An 18831-nucleotide genomic window follows, 5' to 3' on the forward strand; every position below is an offset into this window, starting at 1 on the left:
TCATCCCTGCGAAACGGTGGCGTGCATTTCCCAGACGATGACCTCTGCCCCGGTATCGGAGCTGAGCTGCTGACCTCCGCCGCCGGACACGCGTACCGCGTCACCTTGTTCGAGCACTCCGACGCCTTCCATGGCGGCCTGACCGTCGGCGACAAAAACGTGCAGGAACGGTGCGTCGGGCAGGGTCACGGGCTGTCCGGGTTGCAGACGCGCAACGTGCATCGCGGCGTACTTGTTCTTGATCCGGATTGCCGAGTGATCGGCGTACGCGTCCATGCCCGACGCGACGGGAACCAGTCCACCGGCAAGCAATTCGGCGTCGATCTCCAACTGCTCGTATCCGGGCGTGATTCCGGCCTCGTCGGGGACGACCCACATCTGGATGAAGTGAACCGGGTCGCTGTGCTTGTCGGAATGCGCACCCGCCACGTCACCGAGTCGCCACGAATCGTTCTTCTCCGAATGCAGGATTCCCGTTCCAGCGCTCATCCGCTGGGCGAGACCGGGGTAGATGACGCCCGAATGCCCCATCGAATCCTGATGTACGAGAGAACCTCTCAGTACCCAGGTGACGATCTCCATGTCCTGGTGCGGGTGGGTGTCGAATCCCATTCCGGGCGTGACGATGTCGTCGTTGTTGACCAGGAGAAGACCGTGGTGAGTGTTCTTCGGGTCGTAGTGATTGCTGAACGAGAACGAGTGCTTCGAGTCCAGCCAGCCGGCATTGGACTTGAAGCGATCCCCGGATCGACGGATATCGAGGTTCGGCTGAGACAGAGTGGAGGTCATGGTGTGCCTTCCGAATGGTATGGGGGAGAGCAAGTTTTCAGAGGACGTGATTGCCGTACATCTCACCGAGTGGGTCTGCGATCAGTTCGAGTCGAGCGCCGTCGGGATCGCGGAAGTACAGCGAAACCTCACTGTGCTCGATCAGTTCGACGCCGGCCTCGGTCAGTCTGGTACGTAGCTTCGCCCACTTGGCAGGTTCGACGCTGATCGCGATGTGGTGGAGGCCGCCGAGTACTTCTTGGTACGGGCCCACGTCGAGTCCCGGGAAATCGAAGAAGGCCAGGAGGTTCCCGTTGCCGATGTCGAAGAAGAAGTGCGAAGACCCGGGATAGTCGCGGTTCTCGATCAGCTCGGTGAGAGGGAAGCCGAGGAGATCTTGATAGAACTTCACGGTTCGTTCGACGTCGCTGCTGATCAGGGCCGTATGGTGCAGGCCGCGTGCGGTCGATGCGGGTCGTTTGTCGGCGGGGAGCAGATGTCGATCCCTGATCTCGGCCCGGCGTTCCTCGAACTGCACTGCGTTGTTGTCGCTCATAGCGCCCGCCTCTCGGTTGAACCTTCTCTTCGAACAGGTAGTTGACTGATCAACTACATTGAGAATAGATCATTTGATTTCGTTGTCAACTACTTCGGATATGCTGGTGTCATGGAATCGACGCGGTGGTTGAGCGACTCGGAGCAAACGGCCTGGCGGGCTTACCTGGACTCGACCCGACTGCTCCAGCGTGTTCTCGATCAGCAGTTGGTGCGAGACTCCGACATTTCGTTCACGGACTTCGAACTGTTGGTTGCTCTATCCGAAGCGCCTGGGCGGCAACTGCGCATGAGTGAGCTCGCCGATGCTGTGATGGCGACCCGAAGTGGTGTGACCAGGGCCGTCAATCGGCTGGTCGGTGCCGGGTGGGTGCGCCGGGTCGAGTGTGTCGACGACAAGAGGGGCGCTAATGCGGAGCTGACCGACTCGGGTGCCGAGAAATTGGCGTCGGCAAGCCCGGCGCACGTGGCCGCTGTACGGGAGAGCATGTTCGACCTGCTGAGCCCGCGAGATGTCGAGCGGCTGGGTGTGGTCTTCGGTGAGATGCGTCGGCACCTTCTCGAGGCCCAAGCAAGTAATTGACAGAGCAACGGCCCATGTCACGTAGTTGGTGAGGGCTGCGAACGGACTGCCATCATTGTCTGGTGACCCGTATTCGTATGTTCGCAACCGACCTCGACGGCACCCTGCTGCGCTCCGACCGAACGATTTCGGCGCGCACCGCGCAGGCCATGGAGAACGCGCGGCTCGCGGGGATCGAAGTTGTGTGGGCGACGGCCCGGGCCAGGCATTCGGTACACACGTTGGCGAGCTCGTGCGGATTTCGCGGTAAAGCTGTGTGTGCCAACGGAGCTGTCATTCTCGACCTGGCGGACGGGACTCCGGAGATCGTCGACACCGTTTCGATCGAAACATCTTTGGCTGCAACAGCTATGGAGCAGGTTCGTGCTCTGATTCCTGGCGTCGTGTTCGCGAACGTCGGACCCACGCAGTTCTTTGCCGAGCCGGAGTATGCCGCTCTGTGCGAGTTCGCGGACCATCACCGGCACCTGCACGAGATGGTGCTCGCCGATACGCTGCCGCTGGACGTGGAGCCGATGGTCAAGATCGTGGCCCGGCATGCCGAGGTTCCCAGCGCCGACCTGTACCGAACTGCGGTCGCTGCGGGCATCGAGGGTGTGGAGTTGACCCACTCCGGGGCTCCGTACATGGAAATGGCTGCAGCGGGCGTCTCGAAGGCCAGCGCTCTCGCGCAGTTGTGCGCGATCGACGGCATCGACGCGTCGGAAGTTGCCGCGGCCGGTGACGCCTTCAACGACGTTGCGATGCTGACCTGGGCCGGAACGGCTCTGGCGCCCGCCAACGCCAGAGCCGAGGTCATCGAGCTCGCCGACCGAATTTTGCCCACGAACGACGAGGACGGGGTGGCGAGCTACCTCGAAGAGCTGGTTGCGGGGAGCTAGTTCAGCTGCTGACGGCCTTGGGTCCGGTGCCGATACCGACTCCGCAGTCCGTCATGAATTCGGAGAAGACACGGTCGAAGCGATCCGGATAGTCAAGGTGCGGGAAATGCCCGGCGCGCTTGAATATCTCCACCCGCCCCAGCGGTAGTTCGGCGCGAGCATTCTCGGTGTGGGCGTTGGGGATGATGGTGTCTTCCTCGCCCCACACCAGTAGTGCCTGCAGGTTCTTGAAGTTGGCGAAATGCGGAGTGGCATTGACGGTTTGGCCGTTGTAGTTGATGACCGATCGCGCGGTCGCCAGAAATGCCTGACGTGTCGACGCGTCCGATACCGAAGCAAAGCTCTTACGGGCCTCACTCGCGCTGGCACCGAGCTTGAACAGGCCGATCTTGTTGAAAAGTCCGAGCGCTTTGTCTGTCACGTCGGTCAGCGTCCGGGACGCGAGGACGGGAAGTACCAGTTCGCTGCCGGGCAGAGTTGCTGCGCGCAGGAGTGGGCTCACCTCGGGGCCGAGTCCGCCGCTGGCTACCAGGCACAGCCGCTCCACACGCTCGGGGAAGAGATACAGCGTCTGCATCGCGATCCCACCACCGAGGGAGTGGCCGACGAGGGTGGCCGACGGAATGTCGAGGGCCTCGAGGAGGTCACGCACAGTGGCGGCGTGAGCGCTGAGTGAGTAGTCGCCGGCAGGCTTGTCCGACGCACCGTGTCCGAAGAGGTCAGGAGCGATGACACGGTAGTGGCGCGAGAGTGTCTCGATCTGCGGCTCCCAATTGGAGTGCGCGCCCAGTAGGCCGTGAATGAGCACCACAACGGGGCCACTGCCTTGGTCGACGTATTTGAGCTGGTCGCCGTGCAATACAACCGTCTGCAATTGGTCGGTTGCCATGATTGAACCTTTCGGAGCCGCCAGTGTCTGTGGCTGCTCGCGTGTTGTCGGACCGCACCCGCCCCGACGCGGATCCACGGGTATTTGTGACCGGGAGTAACCCCAGTTCCCTCAGTATGCCCACCGAGGGGCCCGATGTCGTCGCCATCGGGCGTGTTGTGACGAACCGTGAGCCGTCGGCTGAGGGGAGACGTACAACTCACCGCCGTGTGTCGGCGCCGCTGATCAGGCGAAATCGACCAGTTTGCCGAAAGTGAGGTTGATGTCCCACGGTGTGACGCCCCACGTCTCGATCGCTGATACCGCGAAGATTCCGGCAGCCTCGATGGTGTCCTGTGAGGCTGGTGCCGAAACGGAAACGCCGGTTTGTCCGCTCGGAACCTCCGGCCAGACGCCGGTTCCGGCGGGCGCGGGGGTGGCCTCCACGACCGCGTTGGCCAGTCCCGATTCGTCGACGGTCGTGAAGAGGCAGTTCGGCTCGTGCGGAGAATCCCACCCGCCGAGTTCCGCGAGCCAGAATTCGCCACGTCCAGCAGCGGAGATCGCGACCGACGCGAGTACCGATTCGAGATCTTCCCAAGCGTCGGACGTCGGGGCCGACGCCTCGGTGAGCTTGAACGGTGCGGCAAGTGCAGTGCTGTCAGGGGAAGCGAAGCGCGGCTGCACAGTGAGGACCTGGGTCTGGGTATCCAGAAACGCAACCTCTCGGAACTTGTTGTCCGGCAGGGTCGTACGGGCTACGAGACCGCGTCCCAACTGTGCGCCGAGCGCCGCGGGATCGTCGACGCTCCACAAGCGGGTCTCGTCCTCGGACCAGGTGCGGATCTTTCCGCCGACGACGGGACTGATCAGCACGGGCTCGAGGTTCGTAGTGCCTGTTGACTCGCTCACCGCTGGCTCCCCACCGCACGTCGTACCGCCGGACCGGTTCCGGGCGACGAGATAAGTATGCCGCCTCGCTGCTGTGCGCCTTTATTAACCGCCGGCGGTTAATAAAGGCGCACAGCAAGTGGTCACATATGCGTGCCGCCGTCGATGCGGATTTCCGTTCCGGTGACAAACGAGCCGTCCTCGGAAGCGAGCATCGCGATCACGCCGGCGACCGCGGACGGGGGAGCGAAACCCTCACCGATTGCCGGGGCCAGCTTGCCGAGCAGCGTGAAGTCGATGTCGGCCGGGAAGCCGGGATCGGAGGTCATGCCCGAAGCGATGCTGCCGGGTGCGACGGCCACGGCGCGAAGGCCCTGCTTGCTGTACTCGAGTGCAAGTGCGTGCGTGAAGGATTGGATTCCACCCTTCGACGCCGCATATGCCGTCATGTACGGGTGGGCGAAGGTCGCCGATGTGGAACTGAAGTTGACCACGACGCCTGCTCCGCTTTCGAGCAGTGCCGGCAGGGACTCCCTCGTCATGAGGAATGTTCCGGTGAGGTTGACCCCGATGACGGTGTTCCAGAAATCGAGTGTCATCTCGTGGGTGTGCGCGGAGCGCAGAATGCCCGCCGCATTGACCAGCACGTCGAGCCCGCCCAGAGCCTTGATCGCAGCGCCGACCTGTTCGCGAACAGACTCTTCGCTGGAGATGTCGACCTTCACCGTGGTCAGGCGATCGGAGTGTCCTGCGTCCTTCGCGGTGTTCAGCGTCTGTTCGAGGCCGGTCTCGGAAATGTCGGCGGCGACGACGGTGCCACCTTCTGCCAGGATGCGGGCAACGGTGGCCTGGCCGATTCCGGATCCTGCGCCGCTGATGAGGACGCGCTTGTCGTCGAATCGATTCACGAGAAAACTCCGGTCTGTGGGATGGACAGCTGTCTGGTGACCGATTCTGCGCGATCCAGAGCTATTAATCTGCTGGGCATTCCACTGACTGGGCACCAGTGGTGCTTGTTCGCTCGCAATCCCGAGCGAACAAGCACCGACGTCTCCTAGAGGCCCGCTGCCTGCGCGAGGCTCGGCAGGTAGGTGCTCGGCTGACCGAAGAGCTGAGCGCTGCCGTGTGCACGCTTGAAGTACAGCTGAGCGTCGTGCTCCCAGGTGATTGCGATTCCGCCGTGCAACTGAACCGCTTCGGAGGTGATCTGCTGCAAGGCTTCCGAGCAGTAGACCTTCGCCACTGCCGCGTCGTCCGCCGACTGCGTCGCCACGGCGGCGTACGTCATCGAGCGCGCCGTCTCGACCAACGTGTACATATCGGCCATCCGATGTTTGAGGGCCTGGAAAGAACCGATCGCGCGACCGAACTGCTTGCGCGACTTGGTGTATTCCACGGTCTGTTCGACGATCGCTGCTGCCGCTCCGACCTGTTCAGCAGACAAGGCGATCAGAACGACGGTTCGGATCCGATCGACCAGATCTTCGGACCACTCCAGTGGCCGACCACGAACACCGGAGAACGTGACCTCCGCCAGCGTTCGCGTCGGATCCATGGTGGGGACGCGTCGGCGGGAGACGCCTTCGGCCGCTGGATCCACTTCGTAGAACCCGTCGGCCGTCAGAACGAGCAGGGTGTCTGCGACGTGTCCGTCGAGGACGTACGACGCCGTGCCGGTCAACGCGTCTTCGGTTGCCTCGACGCCGAAGGTGCTCCAACCCGCGGCACCTGCCCAGCACAGAGCGAGCGTGCTCTCGCCGGACGCGACACCGGGCAGCAGTCGCGAGCATGCGTCGTTGTCACCGGAAAGCAGCAGTGCCTGTGCGGCAAGAATCGCCGAACCCAGCATCGGTGACGGGGTCAGCGTGCGGCCCAATTCCTCCTGGACCACATGTACCTCGCCCAAACCTGCTCCGACGCCGTCGAACTCCTCCGGAATCGCCAACGCGGCGACGCCGATCTGCTCGCACAGCTTGCTCCACAAAGCGGCGTCGTAGCCGATCTCGGTGGTGATGGCGGCGCGGACGGCAGCGGAGTCGGAATGCTTGCTCAGGAGATCGCGTACCGATGCGCGCAATGCTGCCTGGTCTTCGGTGTCGATGCTCATGATGCAACCAGCGCTTCGACGACGCGTGCGCGATGCTCGGACGGTGTGCCCCACGCGGTGAGCAGCGCCCGTACCTTGGTGAGCCACAAGGAGAGATCGTGTTCCATCGTGTAGCCGATGGCGCCGTGAACCTGGAGTCCGACGCGAGCGGCCTTGTACGCAGCATCCCCGCACGCGACCTTGGCCGCAGAGATGTCACGCGAGGCGTCGGCCGACTGATCGCGAACCGACAGTGCGGCGCCGTGCAGCAGGGGGCGAGCCATCTCGAGGGAGACGGCAACCTCGGCCAGGTGGTGCTTCATGGCCTGGAACTGTCCGATGACCTTGCCGAACTGCTTGCGCTGCTTCGCGTATTCGGTGGTGACCTCGAGCAGTGTCTGGCCCAGGCCCTGCAACTGCGCGGCAGTGGCAAGAGCGCCCATGTCGAAGGCGGCCGAGAAGTCGGCGGAGCCCAGCGATTCGCCGGCTGAAACCTCGTAGAGCTTGCGGGAGAGATCCACCGATGCCTTGGCTTCGCCAGGGACGCCGAGTGATACGGCACCGTCCTGCGCGAGCAGAACCAGATCCACCGCATCGGCGTCGAGCGCGAACGGTGTGCGCGGGGGAGCTGCGACAGTTGCCAGCGAACCCTCGGCGAGAGCAGAGAGACGTTCCGGTGCAACGGAAGCCAGGAGCGTCGGCGCCACGGCGATCGTTTCGACGACCGGTCCGGGTACTGCGTGCCGACCGAGCTGTTCGAGCGCAACGACCAGGTCGACGGCGTCGGCGCCGAGTCCGTCGTGCTCTTCGGAGATGACGAGACCGTTGACGCCGGTCTCGGCGAGGCGCTGCCAGAGCTTCTTGCCCGGCTCGGTGTCACCGTCGTTCCACGAACGGATGACGGCGGGCATGTCGGACTTGGTCAGCAGTGCATCGATGCTTGCAGCGAAGTCCTGGTGGGAGGAGTCGAGCGCGAATCTCATCGGTCCGCCTTCGGTAGGCCGAGCAGACGCTCAGCGATGACGTTTTTCTGAATCTCGTTGGTGCCTGCGTAGATTGGGCCGGACAGGGAGAACAGGTATCCGTCCATCCAGTTGTCGGCCAACTCGGCTTCAGGGCCCTGAAGTTCGAGAGCAGTCTCGTGGGTGGCGATATCCCACTCGGACCAGAAGACCTTGTTGATCGAGGACTCGGCGCCGAGCTGTCCACCGTCGGCCAGACGGGTGACGGTGCCGAATGTGTTGAGTTGGTAAGCGCGAGCGCCGATCCAGGCGTCGGCGACCTGGTTGCGCAGAGCGCTGTCGTCGGTGCGTCCGCTGGACTTGTACAGCTCGAGCAGGCGGTCGACGGTGGCGAGAAAGCGGCCGGGGCTGCGCAGCGAGAGACCACGCTCGTTGCTCGCGGTGCTCATCGCGACCCGCCAACCTTCGTTGACGTTTCCGATCACACCCGACTCACCTGGGTTGGCCGGGTCGTCCGGAACGAAGACGTCTTCGAGGAAGATCTCGGCGAAGCCGGGCTCACCGTCGAGCTGATCGATCGGGCGAACGGTGACACCCTTCGACCGGAGGTCGAACATGAAATACGTGATGCCCTTGTGGCGCTGCGCATCCGGATCGGAGCGGAACAAGCCGAAGCCCCAGTCGGCGTAACTCGCGCGTGAGCTCCACGTCTTCTGACCGTTGAGCAGCCAGCCGCCGTCGACCTTCTTCGCACTCGAACGCAGGCTTGCGAGGTCGGAACCGGACTCGGGCTCGGACCAGGCCTGGGCCCAGATGTCGTCGGCACGAGCCATGCGCGGCATGATGCGAGCCAACTGCTCGGCATTTGCATGCTCGAACAGTGTGGGAGCCAACAAGAAGATACCGTTCTGGCTTACGCGGCCGGGCGCGCCCGAGCGGTAGTACTCCTCCTCGAAGATGACCCATTCGAGCAGGGACGCATCGCGTCCGCCGAGTTCCTTGGGCCAGGAGACGACGGCGTAGCCGGCGTCGGCGAGTGTGTGCTCCCACTGACGGTGCTCTTCGAAGCCTTCGGCGGTATCCATCGACTTCAGGGGAGTCGCGGGCACATTCGCTTCCAGGAACGAGCGAACCTCGTCACGGAATGCGGTTGTGGCGTCGTCGAATACGAGATCCACTATTTTGTTCCTTCCTGCGGTGCGCGAGCACTGGCAGCCATAGCTTTGGCGTCGAGACCACCAAGCGAGTCTTTGCCGACTTCGGCGTTGTGAGCGTGAGCGAAGTGATGCAGACCGAAGACGGAGTCGATGCCGTTGCGCATCCCCATCTGATCCTCGCACTGATTGACGGCCTTCTTGGTCAAAGCCAGTCCGAAGCGCGGCATCTCGGCGATACGTCCGGCGAGCTCGAACGTCTCCTTCTCGAGATGCTTGCGGGCGACGACGCGGTTCACCATGCCGATTTCGTATGCACGTTGCGCGGTGAACCGATCGCCGGTGAAGAGCATTTCCTTGGCGAATCGTGAACCGACCATCCACGGGTGCGCGAAGTATTCGACGCCGGGGATGCCCATGCGGACAACGGGATCGGAGAAGAAGGCGTCGTCGGCCGCGACGATCATGTCGCAGACCCAGGCGAGCATGAGCCCACCGGCAATGCAGGCGCCTTGGACCATCGCGATGGTGGGCTTGGGGATCTCCCGCCAACGGCGGCACATGCCCAGGTAGACCTCCATCTCGCGGGCGAAACGCTGGTCACCGCCTGGCTTGTCGACGTGATCCCACCACATGGTGGCCTTGTTCTCGTACTCGACGTGATGGTCGCGTCCCGGAGTTCCCAGGTCGTGACCGGCACTGAAGTGAGGTCCGTTGCCTGCCAGGACGATCACCTTCACCTCGTCGTCTTCGACGGCGCGCTGGAATGCCGCGTCGAGGGCGTACGTGACCACCGAGTTCTGGGCGTTGCGGTAGTCGGGTCGATTCAAGGTCACGACGGCGACCGAGTCACGAACCTCGTAGGTCACGACGTCGGCTTCGAAGGGAACGGTCATGATTGTTCCTCGCGCAGAACCGTTTTGAGGACCTTGCCCGAAGGGTTACGAGGCAGGTGATCGACGAAGCGCACCTCGCGAGGCACCTTGAAGCCTGCGATCTTCTCCTTGAGGAAAGCGATCACCGACTCTTCGGTGAGGCCGGCACCGTCGAGTTGGGCGATGTAGACGCGGCCCACCTCTCCCATCCGGTGATCGGGGATGCCGATGGCAGCAGACTCGTGGACGCCGGGCAGGCGAGCCAACATGCCCTCGATCTCGGCGGGGTAGACGTTGAATCCGCCGCTGACGTACATGTCTTTCAGACGGTCGGTGATGTCGAGATATCCGCGCTCGTCGAGGGTTCCGACGTCTCCGGTGTGCAGCCAGCCGTCGACGTCGATTGCCTTGGCGGTGGATTCCGGGTCGTCGAGGTACCCGAGCATGACGTTCGGTCCGCGAAGCAGGATCTCGCCTTGGTCGCCGATCTTGACCTCGAAATCGGCTGTCGCGCGGCCGGAACTGGTGGAGACGGTGACCGGGTCGTCGTCGGTGCGGCACATGGTCGCAACCACTGCCTCGGTCAAACCGTATGCCGTGAGGACGGCGTCGAAAAGCTCTGCTTGCATGCGCTCGACGAGAGCAACCGGCACGGGTGCTGCGCCCGTGATCGCGATGCGGAGCGAGGACAGGTCGTATTCGCTGCGGCGGGGATGATCGAGGATGGTCTGGTAGATCGTCGGGGCGCCGGGCAGGATGCTGATCTTCTCGCTGCTGACCAATGCGAGGGTGTCGTCGATGTTGAAGACGGACACCGGCACGATCGTCGCACCGTTCAACAGGCAGACCAGGATTCCGGCCTTGTACCCGAAGGTGTGGAAGAACGGGCTGATGATGAGGAAGTTGTCGTCGGCGGTGACCTCGGCGCATTCACCCCACGACTTGGCGACAGCGATGGACTGACGATGCGCGGTGATCGCACCCTTGCTGCGCCCCGTGGTGCCGGAGGTGAAGAGGATGTCGCTGACGTCGTCTGGCTGCACCTTCGCAGCACGCGCGTCGGCTTCGGTGCGGGCGGCGTCGGTGGCGAGCGCGAGGAAGTCCTCGAACTCGATGACGCCGTCACGGTCGTCGTCCCCGTCGATCGGTACCTGGATGACGGTGGGGATCCTCAGGTCCGGATTGGCGTCGAGCAACTGCTGGTACCGGTCGGCCTTGAGGAACGTGCCGACGACCACCAGGGCAGCTGCGTCGACGCGCTCGATGATGTCGAGTGCTTCGGTGCCGGTGTAGCGCGTGTTGATCGGGATGATGGCTGCGCCGGCGTACTGAGCGCCGAGCAGGGCGATCACCCAGTGGTACGTGTTGGGCGCCCAGATGACGACGCGGTCGCCTGCCTTCACCCCACGGTTGATCAGTGCGCCGGCGAAATCGCGGACGCGCTGATGTAGCTGTGCGAAGGTCAGTCGGGTGTCGCCATCGGCGATAGCCGCGCGCTCACCGAACTCCTCGGCGGCCCGGATGAGGGCTGATGGGATGGTTCTCGGTTGTTCGGTCACTGGACTCCTACCTGACACGCTACCTAGCAAGTGCTTGGTAGGTTATCTTACATATGTGGACCAGAGCGAGAGCCCGGACGGGCAGATGACGGACGACGAGTTTGCGGCCACGGTCGCGCAGTGGTTGGCCGAGAACTTGACGGGCAAATTCGCCCAGCTCAAGGGTAAGGGCGGCCCCGGCAGTGAGCACGAGTTCTTCGAGCAACGACTCGAGTGGGACAAGCACCTCGCAGCGTCGGGGTGGACGTGCCTCGGGTGGCCGAAGGAGTTCGGCGGGCGGGGAGCAAGCATCTCCCAGCAGGTCATCTTCCATCAGGAGTACGCGAAGGCCGGTGCGCCCGCTCGCGTCAGCCACATCGGTGAAGAGCTGCTCGGCCCGACGCTGATCGCGTACGGCACCGACGAGCAGAAGCGCCGATTCCTTCCTGGCATCAACACGGTCAGTGAACTGTGGTCGCAGGGCTACTCCGAGCCCGGCGCCGGTTCCGACCTCGCGAACGTCTCCACGACCGCACGCCTCGAAGACGGCAAGTGGATCATCAACGGCCAGAAGGTGTGGACCTCACTGGCTCACGTCGCGCAGTGGTGCTTCGTGGTCTGCCGCACCGAGGTGGGCTCCAAGCGTCACCAGGGGTTGAGCTTCCTGCTTGTCCCGTTGGATCAGCCCGGTGTGACAGTTCGGCCCATTCAGCAGCTCACCGGCACATCGGAGTTCAACGAGGTCTTCTTCGACGACGCCGTCACCGATGCCGATCTGGTGGTCGGGGAACCCGGCGAGGGCTGGAAGATCGCGATGGGGCTGCTCACCTTCGAGCGCGGTGTATCGACGCTCGGACAGCAGATCGGATTTGCCCGCGAGCTCCAAGGCGTCGTCGACCTGGCGAAAGCCAATGGCAGTGACCAGGATCCGCACATTCGCGAAAAGATCGCCCGCGCGTGGGTCGGACTGCGCGTGATGCGCGCCCACGCGATGCGCACTCTCGACGCGGTCGACGCCGGAACCGGTGGCGGAGAAGCGTCCGTCGCAAAACTGTTGTGGGCCAACTGGCATCGTGATCTGGGACAGCTGGCGATGGACGTGCAGGGTGCGTCGTCGTTGGTTGCACCGTGGGCGGATTCCGAAGGCAATGCCTCGGACATCACCGATCCCGAGCACCTCGAGCTCGACGAATGGCAACGCCTCTTCCTCTTCACCCGCGCCGACACGATTTACGGCGGCTCCAACGAAATTCAGCGCAACATCATTTCCGAGCGCGTGCTCGGTCTTCCCCGAGAGGCCCGTTAATGTCTGACACCAAAGCCGCGTCCCCGCTTTCCGTTGCGCCGGAGGAAACCCCGGGCCACGGACTGCTCGCGGGCAAGAAGGCGATCATCACCGCCGCAGCCGGAACCGGCATCGGTTTCTCCACTGCGCGCAGGGTGCTTCTCGAGGGCGGCGACGTTCTCGTCTCCGACTTCCACGAGCGTCGACTCGGCGAGACGGTGGAGAAGCTGAAGGCCGAATTCCCCGGTCAGCAGGTCGAATCGATCATCTGCGATGTATCGAGCACCGAGCAGGTCGACGCGTTGTTCGTCGGCGCCGCCGAGAAGTTGGGACGTATCGACATCGTCGTCAACAACGCGGGCCTTGGCGGTGAAACTCCCGTCGTCGACATGACGGACGATCAGTGGGATCGCGTTCTCGACATCACCCTCAACAGCACCTTCCGTTCGACGCGCGCCGCCCTGCGGTACTTCAAGAGCGTTCCCCACGGCGGTGTTCTGGTGAACAACGCGTCCGTTCTCGGTTGGCGCGCGCAGCATTCCCAGGCGCACTACGCCGCAGCCAAGGCCGGCGTCATGGCGCTGACTCGGTGCAGCGCCATCGAAGCAGCGGAGTACGGAGTCCGTATCAACGCGGTCTCGCCTTCCATTGCGCGTCACGCGTTCCTGGCGAAGGTCACCAGTGAGGAACTGCTCGACCAGTTGGCTTCCGGTGAGGCCTACGGCCGCGCCGCGGAGGTCTGGGAGATCGCAACGGTCATCGCGATGCTCGCCAGCGATTACTCCACCTACATGACCGGCGAGATCGTCTCCGTTTCTTCGCAGAGGGCCTAGCGTCCCCGTGCGCGGTTAAGGAGCCCCTGGACTCGCTGACCGCGCACAGGGGAAGGCCCTGGATAGGATTGAATACATGACGCCACCTCGAAATTCCGACGAATCAAACGGCAAGTCCGGGCGCCGCGACGAGCTGCTCGAGATCGCGGCGGGGCTCTTCGCCGATCGCGGAGTGCGCGCGACGACCGTCCGCGACATCGCCGACGCCGCCGGGATCCTGTCCGGCAGCCTGTATCACCATTTCGATTCCAAGGAGTCGATGGTCGACGAGATCCTGCACCAGTTCCTCGACGAACTCTTCGGAAAATACCGCGAGATCGTCGCGGCGGGGTTGGACAGTCGCGCGACGCTCGAAGCACTGGTCGTGACGTCGTACGAGGCCATCGACGCCTCACATTCGGCTGTGGCGATCTACCAGGACGAGGTCAAGCACCTCGTCGGGAACGAGCGCTTCGCTTACCTGGCCGAGCGCAACACCGAATTCCGGGACCTGTGGGTCGGCGTCCTCGAAGCCGGCGTCGCGGACGGGACCTTCCGCTCCGACATCGACGTCGAATTGGTCTTCCGCTTCATGCGCGACACCGTGTGGGTCGCGGTTCGCTGGTACCGCCCTGGTGGATCCCTCTCGGCTCACGCCGTCGCGGCTCAATATCTCGCGATCGTGCTCGACGGGCTCTCCGATCCGGCCACAACTTCAGACGCTATTGCTGAATCAACTTCAAGAACTATTGCTGCACAACGAAACTAGGAGCTAACGCTATGTCCGAGGTTTACATCGTCGACGCCATTCGCACACCGATCGGCAAGAGGGGCGGCGCGCTGTCCGGCGTGCACCCCATCGATCTCGGTGCGCACGTCGTCAAGGCACTGGTCGAGCGCACCGGTATCGACCCCAGTGACGTCGACGACGTGATCTTCGGTTGCGTCGACGCCATCGGCGGCCAGGCCGGCAACATCGCCCGTATGTCCTGGCTCGCAGCGGGATTCCCGGAGCACGTTCCCGGGGTGACCGTCGACCGTCAGTGCGGTTCGAGCCAGCAGGCAGTGCACTTCGGCGCTCAGGCCATCCTGTCGGGCACCGCGGATCTGATCGTTGCCGGCGGCGTTCAGAACATGAGCCAGATTCCGATCTCGGCAGCGATGATCGTCGGTCAGCAGTACGGATTCGACACGCCGACTTCGGGTTCGGTCGGTTGGACCGAGCGCTACGGTGACCAAGAGGTCTCGCAGTTCAAGGGCGCCGAAATGATCGCCGAGAAGTGGGACATCAGCCGCGAAGAGCTCGAGAAGTGGGCCCTGCAGAGCCATGAGCGCGCCAAGGCTGCAATCGCCGCGGGTCGTTTCGACAACGAGATCGTCGCCATGGGCGACGCGACCGTCGACGAAGGACCCCGCGAGACCAGCCTCGAGAAGATGGCGACGCTCAAGGTTCTCGTCGAAGACGGACGCATGACCGCGGCAGTGGCCAGCCAGATCTCCGACGGTGCGAGTGCGCTGCTGCTGGCGTCGGCGGAAGCGGTGGAGAAGTACAACCTCAAGCCCCGCGCCCGGATTCATCACCTCAGCGCACGCGGCGACGACCCGATCTTCATGCTCAGTGCGCCGATCCCGGCCACGAAGCATGCTCTCGCGAAGGCCGGCCTGAGCATCGACGACATCGACATCGTCGAGATCAACGAAGCTTTCGCCCCGGTCGTCCTGGCCTGGATCAAGGAAATCGGCGCAGATCCGGCCAAGGTCAACGTCAACGGCGGCGCGATCGCACTCGGTCACCCGCTCGGCGCGACCGGCACCAAGCTGATGGCAACCCTGCTCAACGAACTCGAGCGCACCGGCGGTCGTTACGGCCTGCTGACCATCTGTGAAGGTGGCGGCACCGCGAACGCGACGATTATCGAGCGTCTCTGACGCCTTGCTGTGCGCCTTTATTAACCCCCGGCGGTTAATAAAGGCGCACAGCAGTTAGTTGTTCGGCACATCCGCAACCTTGATGTCGAAGTTCGCACTTTCACCGTCAACGCTGGTCACGGTAGCTGTGACGTCGTATTCGGTGCCCTGCTCGGTCAGGATGCACGTGATCGATGCGCCGACTTCGGCGTCGAGGTTCTCCGGACACGTCACGTCGTCGGGTGGCTCGCCGATCTTCTCGGCTAGTTGAGTGGAGATATGACTTGCGACTTCGGACTTGTCCACTTGCGGCGTCCCGACGCTTGCCGAGCAAGCTCCCGTGGCCAATGCCGCCGAGAGTAAGACGATTCCCACTGCAGGCCTCTTTGTCATGTGAACTCCCAGAGTGCGCCGGTGCTCGCTGCTGCCACCTCAGGGATTACCGCATTCGGGACTGTTCAACCGAGTTGCGCGACGCAGTTTTGCGAGGTCAGCGTCGGCGGACCGTCAAGTTGAAGCCTTCGGGCATCAGGGTGAGCCGTTCGGCTACCTTCAACTCGTAGTCCGGATCGGCCTCGATCGTGTATTTCTGCAAGATGGTGCCCAACACGAGGACCGCTTCGTGAATGGCGAATTGTCTTCCGATGCAGGCGCGTTCACCCGTTCCGAATGGCTTGTACACGTGCGCCGGCCTGGCTTTGATGTTGGCAGGCAGGAAGCGATCCGGATCGAACGCCTCGGGATCGTTGCCCCACACCGGATCACGATGAAGTGACGGGATGAGCACGAGCATCCAATCGCCCTTCTTCATCGGATACTTGCCGACGAGCGTCGTGTCTTCGAGCGCCGCGCGCCCGTAGGCGGGAGCGGTCGGCCACAGACGCAATGATTCGTCGAGGACGCGTCGTACGTATCGAAGTTTCGCGATCTTCTCGAAGGCGGGCTCCTCGCCCTCCCATACCTTGTCGACCTCGGCTTGCGCCTTGGCCAGCACGTCAGGGTTTCGTGACAGGTAGTACAGCGCGAACGACAATGCGCCGGAGGTCGTTTCGTGTCCGGCGACGAGGAAGGTCACGACCTGATGGCGGATGTTCAGTTCGTCGATACAGTTGGGATCGTTCTCGCGTGCCGCCCGCAGCATCAGTTCGAGAAGATCTTCGGGCCCCGGTTCGGTACTTGTCCGCCGGGCACGGATCACTTCGTCCACAACCTCGGCCATGTACGCCTTGCGGACCTCGTCACGTTGATCGGCGCGACGTGCGAGCACTCGCCCGAGGGCGGTCGACTTCAGGAACGTCGTGCGCTGCGAATGGGAGAGTGCGCCGACCATTGCCTTGACGAACGGATGCTGTTCTTCACGCTCGAAGGAGTCGAACGAGTAGCTGAATCCAGTGCGTCCGATGGTCTCCAACGTCAGCTTGGTCATGTCTGCGGAGACGTCGATGGGGGAGTCGCTTTCACGACTGTCCCAATGGTCGACCAACTCGCCGGCCACGTCGAGCATGGTGCGGTGGTACGAGCGCATCGCAGTCTGGCTGAACGCCGGGGCCAGGAGATTGTGCGCCTTGCCCCAGTTGGGTTCGTGGTTGTACGCCGTGAACAGGCCGTCGCCGCCGATTCCGCGGAGTGCTTTGACTCCAGGTGCAAGGTGCTTCGCGAACCGGGACTCGTCGGACAGTTCTGCCACCATGTCCGCGCCCGAGGCGAAGACGAAGCGATTTCCCAGGACATTTCTCTCGAAGATCGGGCCGAGTTCGCGGCCGATGCTCACGGAGTTCTGCAGCGGTGTCCGGATATTGATCCCGAGAACGTCCCCGAGGACCGGCAGGCGCCACGCCGGATGCGGGATCCGAGCATCGGTCGTCGCCTCTGGAGTGGTGTCGACGCTCATTGTGTGTCCCCCGGGGTGAGATCGCTTACTGAATTGATGTCTAGTACGCAAAGTACGCCTTACTGAATCGGTGTCAAGTAGTAATCTGACTTGCCTATGGTCGCACCACGAAAACGCCTGGACCGAGAGCAGCGGCGCACGCAGTTGCTCGACATCGGCGCGCAACTTTTTGCCGATCGCTCGTACGAGGATGTGTGGATCGAAGAGGTCGCCGAGATTGCGGGCGTCTCGCGCGGGTTGATGTACCACTATTTTCCGACCAAGCGAGACTTCTTCGCCGCAATCGTCGAGCGCGAATCGCAGCACCTGCTCGAGGTGACCGCACCCGATGCGACGCTACCGGTGCGCGAACAGGTGGCAGCCGGGTTGGACGCCTACTTCGCGTACGTGAAGTCGCACAGCAGGGGAGTGCGCGCCATCAACGTCGGGACGCTCTCGGCCGAGGCCGGTATCCGGGCGATTGTCGAGCGCGAACTCGAACAGCAGCAGATTCGAATCCTCGATGCACTGGGATTCGAGGGCGAAAGAAGACAGCTCGCTGCCGTTGCAGTTCGCGGATGGATCGCGTTCGTCCGAGCTGTCTGCCTCGACTGGCTCGATCAACCTTCCATACCGCAGGAAGAGTTGAGAGTGATCTGTCTGCGGACCCTCTCCGGAGCGTTGGGCATCGACCTCGAAACGTGAAATGCCGACCGCGCGGGAGCGGCCGGCATTTCCACGGACAAGTCTGATCAGTCGAGCGTCGAATAGAGATCGTCCCAGCCCTTGGCGACGTACATGTTGGTGTAGATGGACCCGTAGTACGTGCTTCCTTGCAGAACGGTGACGTTCCCGGCCTGCACAGCCGGAAGTCTTTGCCACAACTTGGTGTCCGAGAGTTGTTCGAAGGTGGTGTCATTGCTGTCTGTGACAGAAACCATGAACGCGTCGCAGCCTTGCAGACGATCCATCTCTTCGATGCTCAGTCGTCCCTGATTGTCGAAACCGGTTGTGTTCAATGTTCTTCCGCCGATATCGGCGAGCGTCATGTCGGTGGGTTGACGATTCTTCTTTCCCGTTTCCTCCGACACGGGCAGGCTGTCGATGTAGATCGTGGCCTTGTCCGGACTGTAGGACAAGCTTGCGACGGTCTTGCCCGCGATCGCCGAAGCGTGTCGAGAGCGGATGTCGGTGATCAGAGCGTCATAGTCGGTGATCAGGCGATCCATGGTGGGTGTTCGGCCCAGCCAATCGGAGAGCCGGGTCAGGTTCTCCCGCCACGTCTGCTTCGATTCGGTCGTCAGGACAGGAGCGATGGCTTGGAGCTTTGCGGCGGGCCAGTACTCGTTGTCGGCGTTGACGCAGATGATGAGATCGGGTGCGAGTCCGAGGATCTGCTCCAGATTGGGCTTGTCGCTGAGGTATTCGGCCGAGCCGTCGACGGGAACCCACTTGGTGACGGGCGAGATGTTGTATCCGAACACCGGTAGTTCCAGGGCAATGGCGAGCTCGAGGTCGGTTCGGGCGTCGACGGCCAAGACCCGCTTGGGTTTGGTAGGTATGTCGTAGGTCCCCAACGGCGTGGTGACGGTGCGCATTTGAGCGTCATCATCGGCCCCTGAACCGTCGCTGGAACTGCAGGACGACAGAATAGTTGCGACTGCTGCCATCCCGGCTCCGATGCCGAATTGGCGACGGGTAAGTGCGTCGACTAGCTCTTGCCAGACGCGTTCGTCCGGCACGGTAGGTGTGTTGGTCAGCATTTTTTCGATACCCTTCGGTCTGAGTCCGTATC

20 protein-coding genes are annotated in these 18831 nt (G+C 63.0%); 7 read left to right on the forward strand and 13 right to left on the reverse strand.

From position 1 onward, the window contains the following. Together KTR60_RS04300 and KTR60_RS04305 are read right to left on the reverse strand one after the other, a co-directional pair. A complete protein-coding gene (locus KTR60_RS04300) occupies positions 1 to 789 on the reverse strand; it encodes a pirin family protein (protein WP_020906267.1) in 789 nt (262 codons plus the stop codon). Between the two features lie 37 nt (positions 790 to 826). Beyond that, positions 827 to 1324: a VOC family protein gene (locus tag KTR60_RS04305; protein WP_007734170.1), complete on the reverse strand. Its 498-nt coding sequence runs from the start codon at positions 1322 to 1324 to the stop codon at positions 827 to 829. Positions 1325 to 1435: 111 nt separating this feature from the next. Here KTR60_RS04305 and KTR60_RS04310 point away from each other — a divergent pair, with 111 nt between their 5' ends. Both KTR60_RS04310 and KTR60_RS04315 read left to right on the forward strand, forming a co-directional pair. After that, the gene (locus KTR60_RS04310; RefSeq protein ID WP_042449445.1) at positions 1436 to 1906 is read left to right on the forward strand and encodes a MarR family winged helix-turn-helix transcriptional regulator; all 471 of its coding nucleotides are present in this window, start codon (positions 1436 to 1438) and stop codon (positions 1904 to 1906) included. 62 nt (positions 1907 to 1968) lie between these two features. After that, the gene (locus KTR60_RS04315) at positions 1969 to 2787 is read left to right on the forward strand and encodes an HAD family hydrolase (RefSeq protein ID WP_003945542.1); all 819 of its coding nucleotides are present in this window, start codon (positions 1969 to 1971) and stop codon (positions 2785 to 2787) included. 1 nt (position 2788) lies between these two features. Here KTR60_RS04315 and KTR60_RS04320 read toward each other — a convergent pair whose 3' ends face one another. From KTR60_RS04320 to KTR60_RS04355, 8 genes are all read right to left on the reverse strand, one after another. Further along, positions 2789 to 3676 (reverse strand): alpha/beta fold hydrolase, encoded by an 888-nt coding sequence (locus tag KTR60_RS04320; protein ID WP_007734173.1) that lies wholly within the window; start codon positions 3674 to 3676, stop codon positions 2789 to 2791. Positions 3677 to 3901: 225 nt separating this feature from the next. Further along, positions 3902 to 4567 carry a hypothetical protein gene (locus KTR60_RS04325; protein WP_064112450.1) on the reverse strand — a complete coding sequence of 222 codons (666 nt, stop codon included), beginning with the start codon at positions 4565 to 4567 and terminating at the stop codon, positions 3902 to 3904. 122 nt (positions 4568 to 4689) lie between these two features. Further along, on the reverse strand, positions 4690 to 5454 hold the full coding sequence (locus tag KTR60_RS04330; RefSeq protein ID WP_042449451.1) for an SDR family NAD(P)-dependent oxidoreductase: 765 nt from the start codon (positions 5452 to 5454) through the stop codon (positions 4690 to 4692). Positions 5455 to 5600: 146 nt separating this feature from the next. Then, the gene (locus tag KTR60_RS04335; protein WP_003945931.1) at positions 5601 to 6653 is read right to left on the reverse strand and encodes an acyl-CoA dehydrogenase family protein; all 1053 of its coding nucleotides are present in this window, start codon (positions 6651 to 6653) and stop codon (positions 5601 to 5603) included. Continuing rightward, on the reverse strand, positions 6650 to 7615 hold the full coding sequence (locus KTR60_RS04340) for an acyl-CoA dehydrogenase family protein (RefSeq protein ID WP_007734178.1): 966 nt from the start codon (positions 7613 to 7615) through the stop codon (positions 6650 to 6652). The genes KTR60_RS04335 and KTR60_RS04340 overlap by 4 nt, the downstream gene beginning before the upstream one ends. Then, the gene (locus KTR60_RS04345; RefSeq protein WP_007734181.1) at positions 7612 to 8772 is read right to left on the reverse strand and encodes an acyl-CoA dehydrogenase family protein; all 1161 of its coding nucleotides are present in this window, start codon (positions 8770 to 8772) and stop codon (positions 7612 to 7614) included. The genes KTR60_RS04340 and KTR60_RS04345 overlap by 4 nt, the downstream gene beginning before the upstream one ends. Continuing rightward, complete coding sequence (locus KTR60_RS04350; protein WP_228401886.1) at positions 8772 to 9644, reverse strand: enoyl-CoA hydratase; 873 nt, start codon at positions 9642 to 9644, stop codon at positions 8772 to 8774. Before KTR60_RS04350 ends, KTR60_RS04345 begins: the two co-directional genes overlap by 1 nt. Beyond that, on the reverse strand, positions 9641 to 11182 hold the full coding sequence (locus KTR60_RS04355) for a FadD3 family acyl-CoA ligase (protein ID WP_021332413.1): 1542 nt from the start codon (positions 11180 to 11182) through the stop codon (positions 9641 to 9643). The genes KTR60_RS04350 and KTR60_RS04355 overlap by 4 nt, the downstream gene beginning before the upstream one ends. Positions 11183 to 11237: 55 nt before the next feature. Between KTR60_RS04355 and KTR60_RS04360 the strand changes: the two genes are divergently transcribed. The 4 genes from KTR60_RS04360 to KTR60_RS04375 all read left to right on the forward strand — a co-directional run bounded on the left by KTR60_RS04360 (position 11238) and on the right by KTR60_RS04375 (position 15187). Beyond that, positions 11238 to 12467, forward strand: coding sequence for an acyl-CoA dehydrogenase family protein (locus KTR60_RS04360; RefSeq protein ID WP_007734188.1), 1230 nt, complete (start codon positions 11238 to 11240; stop codon positions 12465 to 12467). Beyond that, on the forward strand, positions 12467 to 13279 hold the full coding sequence (locus tag KTR60_RS04365; protein ID WP_003945582.1) for an SDR family oxidoreductase: 813 nt from the start codon (positions 12467 to 12469) through the stop codon (positions 13277 to 13279). The genes KTR60_RS04360 and KTR60_RS04365 overlap by 1 nt, the downstream gene beginning before the upstream one ends. Positions 13280 to 13355: 76 nt before the next feature. After that, positions 13356 to 14027, forward strand: coding sequence for a TetR/AcrR family transcriptional regulator (locus KTR60_RS04370; protein WP_003945807.1), 672 nt, complete (start codon positions 13356 to 13358; stop codon positions 14025 to 14027). An 11-nt stretch (positions 14028 to 14038) separates the two neighbouring features. Next, a complete protein-coding gene (locus KTR60_RS04375) occupies positions 14039 to 15187 on the forward strand; it encodes an acetyl-CoA C-acetyltransferase (RefSeq protein WP_007734192.1) in 1149 nt (382 codons plus the stop codon). Between the two features lie 54 nt (positions 15188 to 15241). Here KTR60_RS04375 and KTR60_RS04380 read toward each other — a convergent pair whose 3' ends face one another. Both KTR60_RS04380 and KTR60_RS04385 read right to left on the reverse strand, forming a co-directional pair. Further along, positions 15242 to 15559, reverse strand: coding sequence for a DUF4333 domain-containing protein (locus KTR60_RS04380; RefSeq protein WP_228401887.1), 318 nt, complete (start codon positions 15557 to 15559; stop codon positions 15242 to 15244). A gap of 97 nt (positions 15560 to 15656) precedes the next feature. Next, positions 15657 to 17057 carry a cytochrome P450 gene (locus KTR60_RS04385; protein WP_228401888.1) on the reverse strand — a complete coding sequence of 467 codons (1401 nt, stop codon included), beginning with the start codon at positions 17055 to 17057 and terminating at the stop codon, positions 15657 to 15659. Between the two features lie 96 nt (positions 17058 to 17153). On the opposite strand from KTR60_RS04385, the gene KTR60_RS04390 reads away from it, so the two are divergent. Beyond that, on the forward strand, positions 17154 to 17741 hold the full coding sequence (locus KTR60_RS04390; RefSeq protein WP_003945528.1) for a TetR/AcrR family transcriptional regulator: 588 nt from the start codon (positions 17154 to 17156) through the stop codon (positions 17739 to 17741). 47 nt (positions 17742 to 17788) lie between these two features. Here KTR60_RS04390 and KTR60_RS04395 read toward each other — a convergent pair whose 3' ends face one another. Continuing rightward, positions 17789 to 18799, reverse strand: coding sequence for an ABC transporter substrate-binding protein (locus KTR60_RS04395; RefSeq protein ID WP_228401889.1), 1011 nt, complete (start codon positions 18797 to 18799; stop codon positions 17789 to 17791). Positions 18800 to 18831 lie beyond the last annotated feature (32 nt).

This window comes from Rhodococcus sp. C1, assembly GCF_020809065.1.
GTDB lineage: Bacteria > Actinomycetota > Actinomycetes > Mycobacteriales > Mycobacteriaceae > Rhodococcus_F > Rhodococcus_F qingshengii.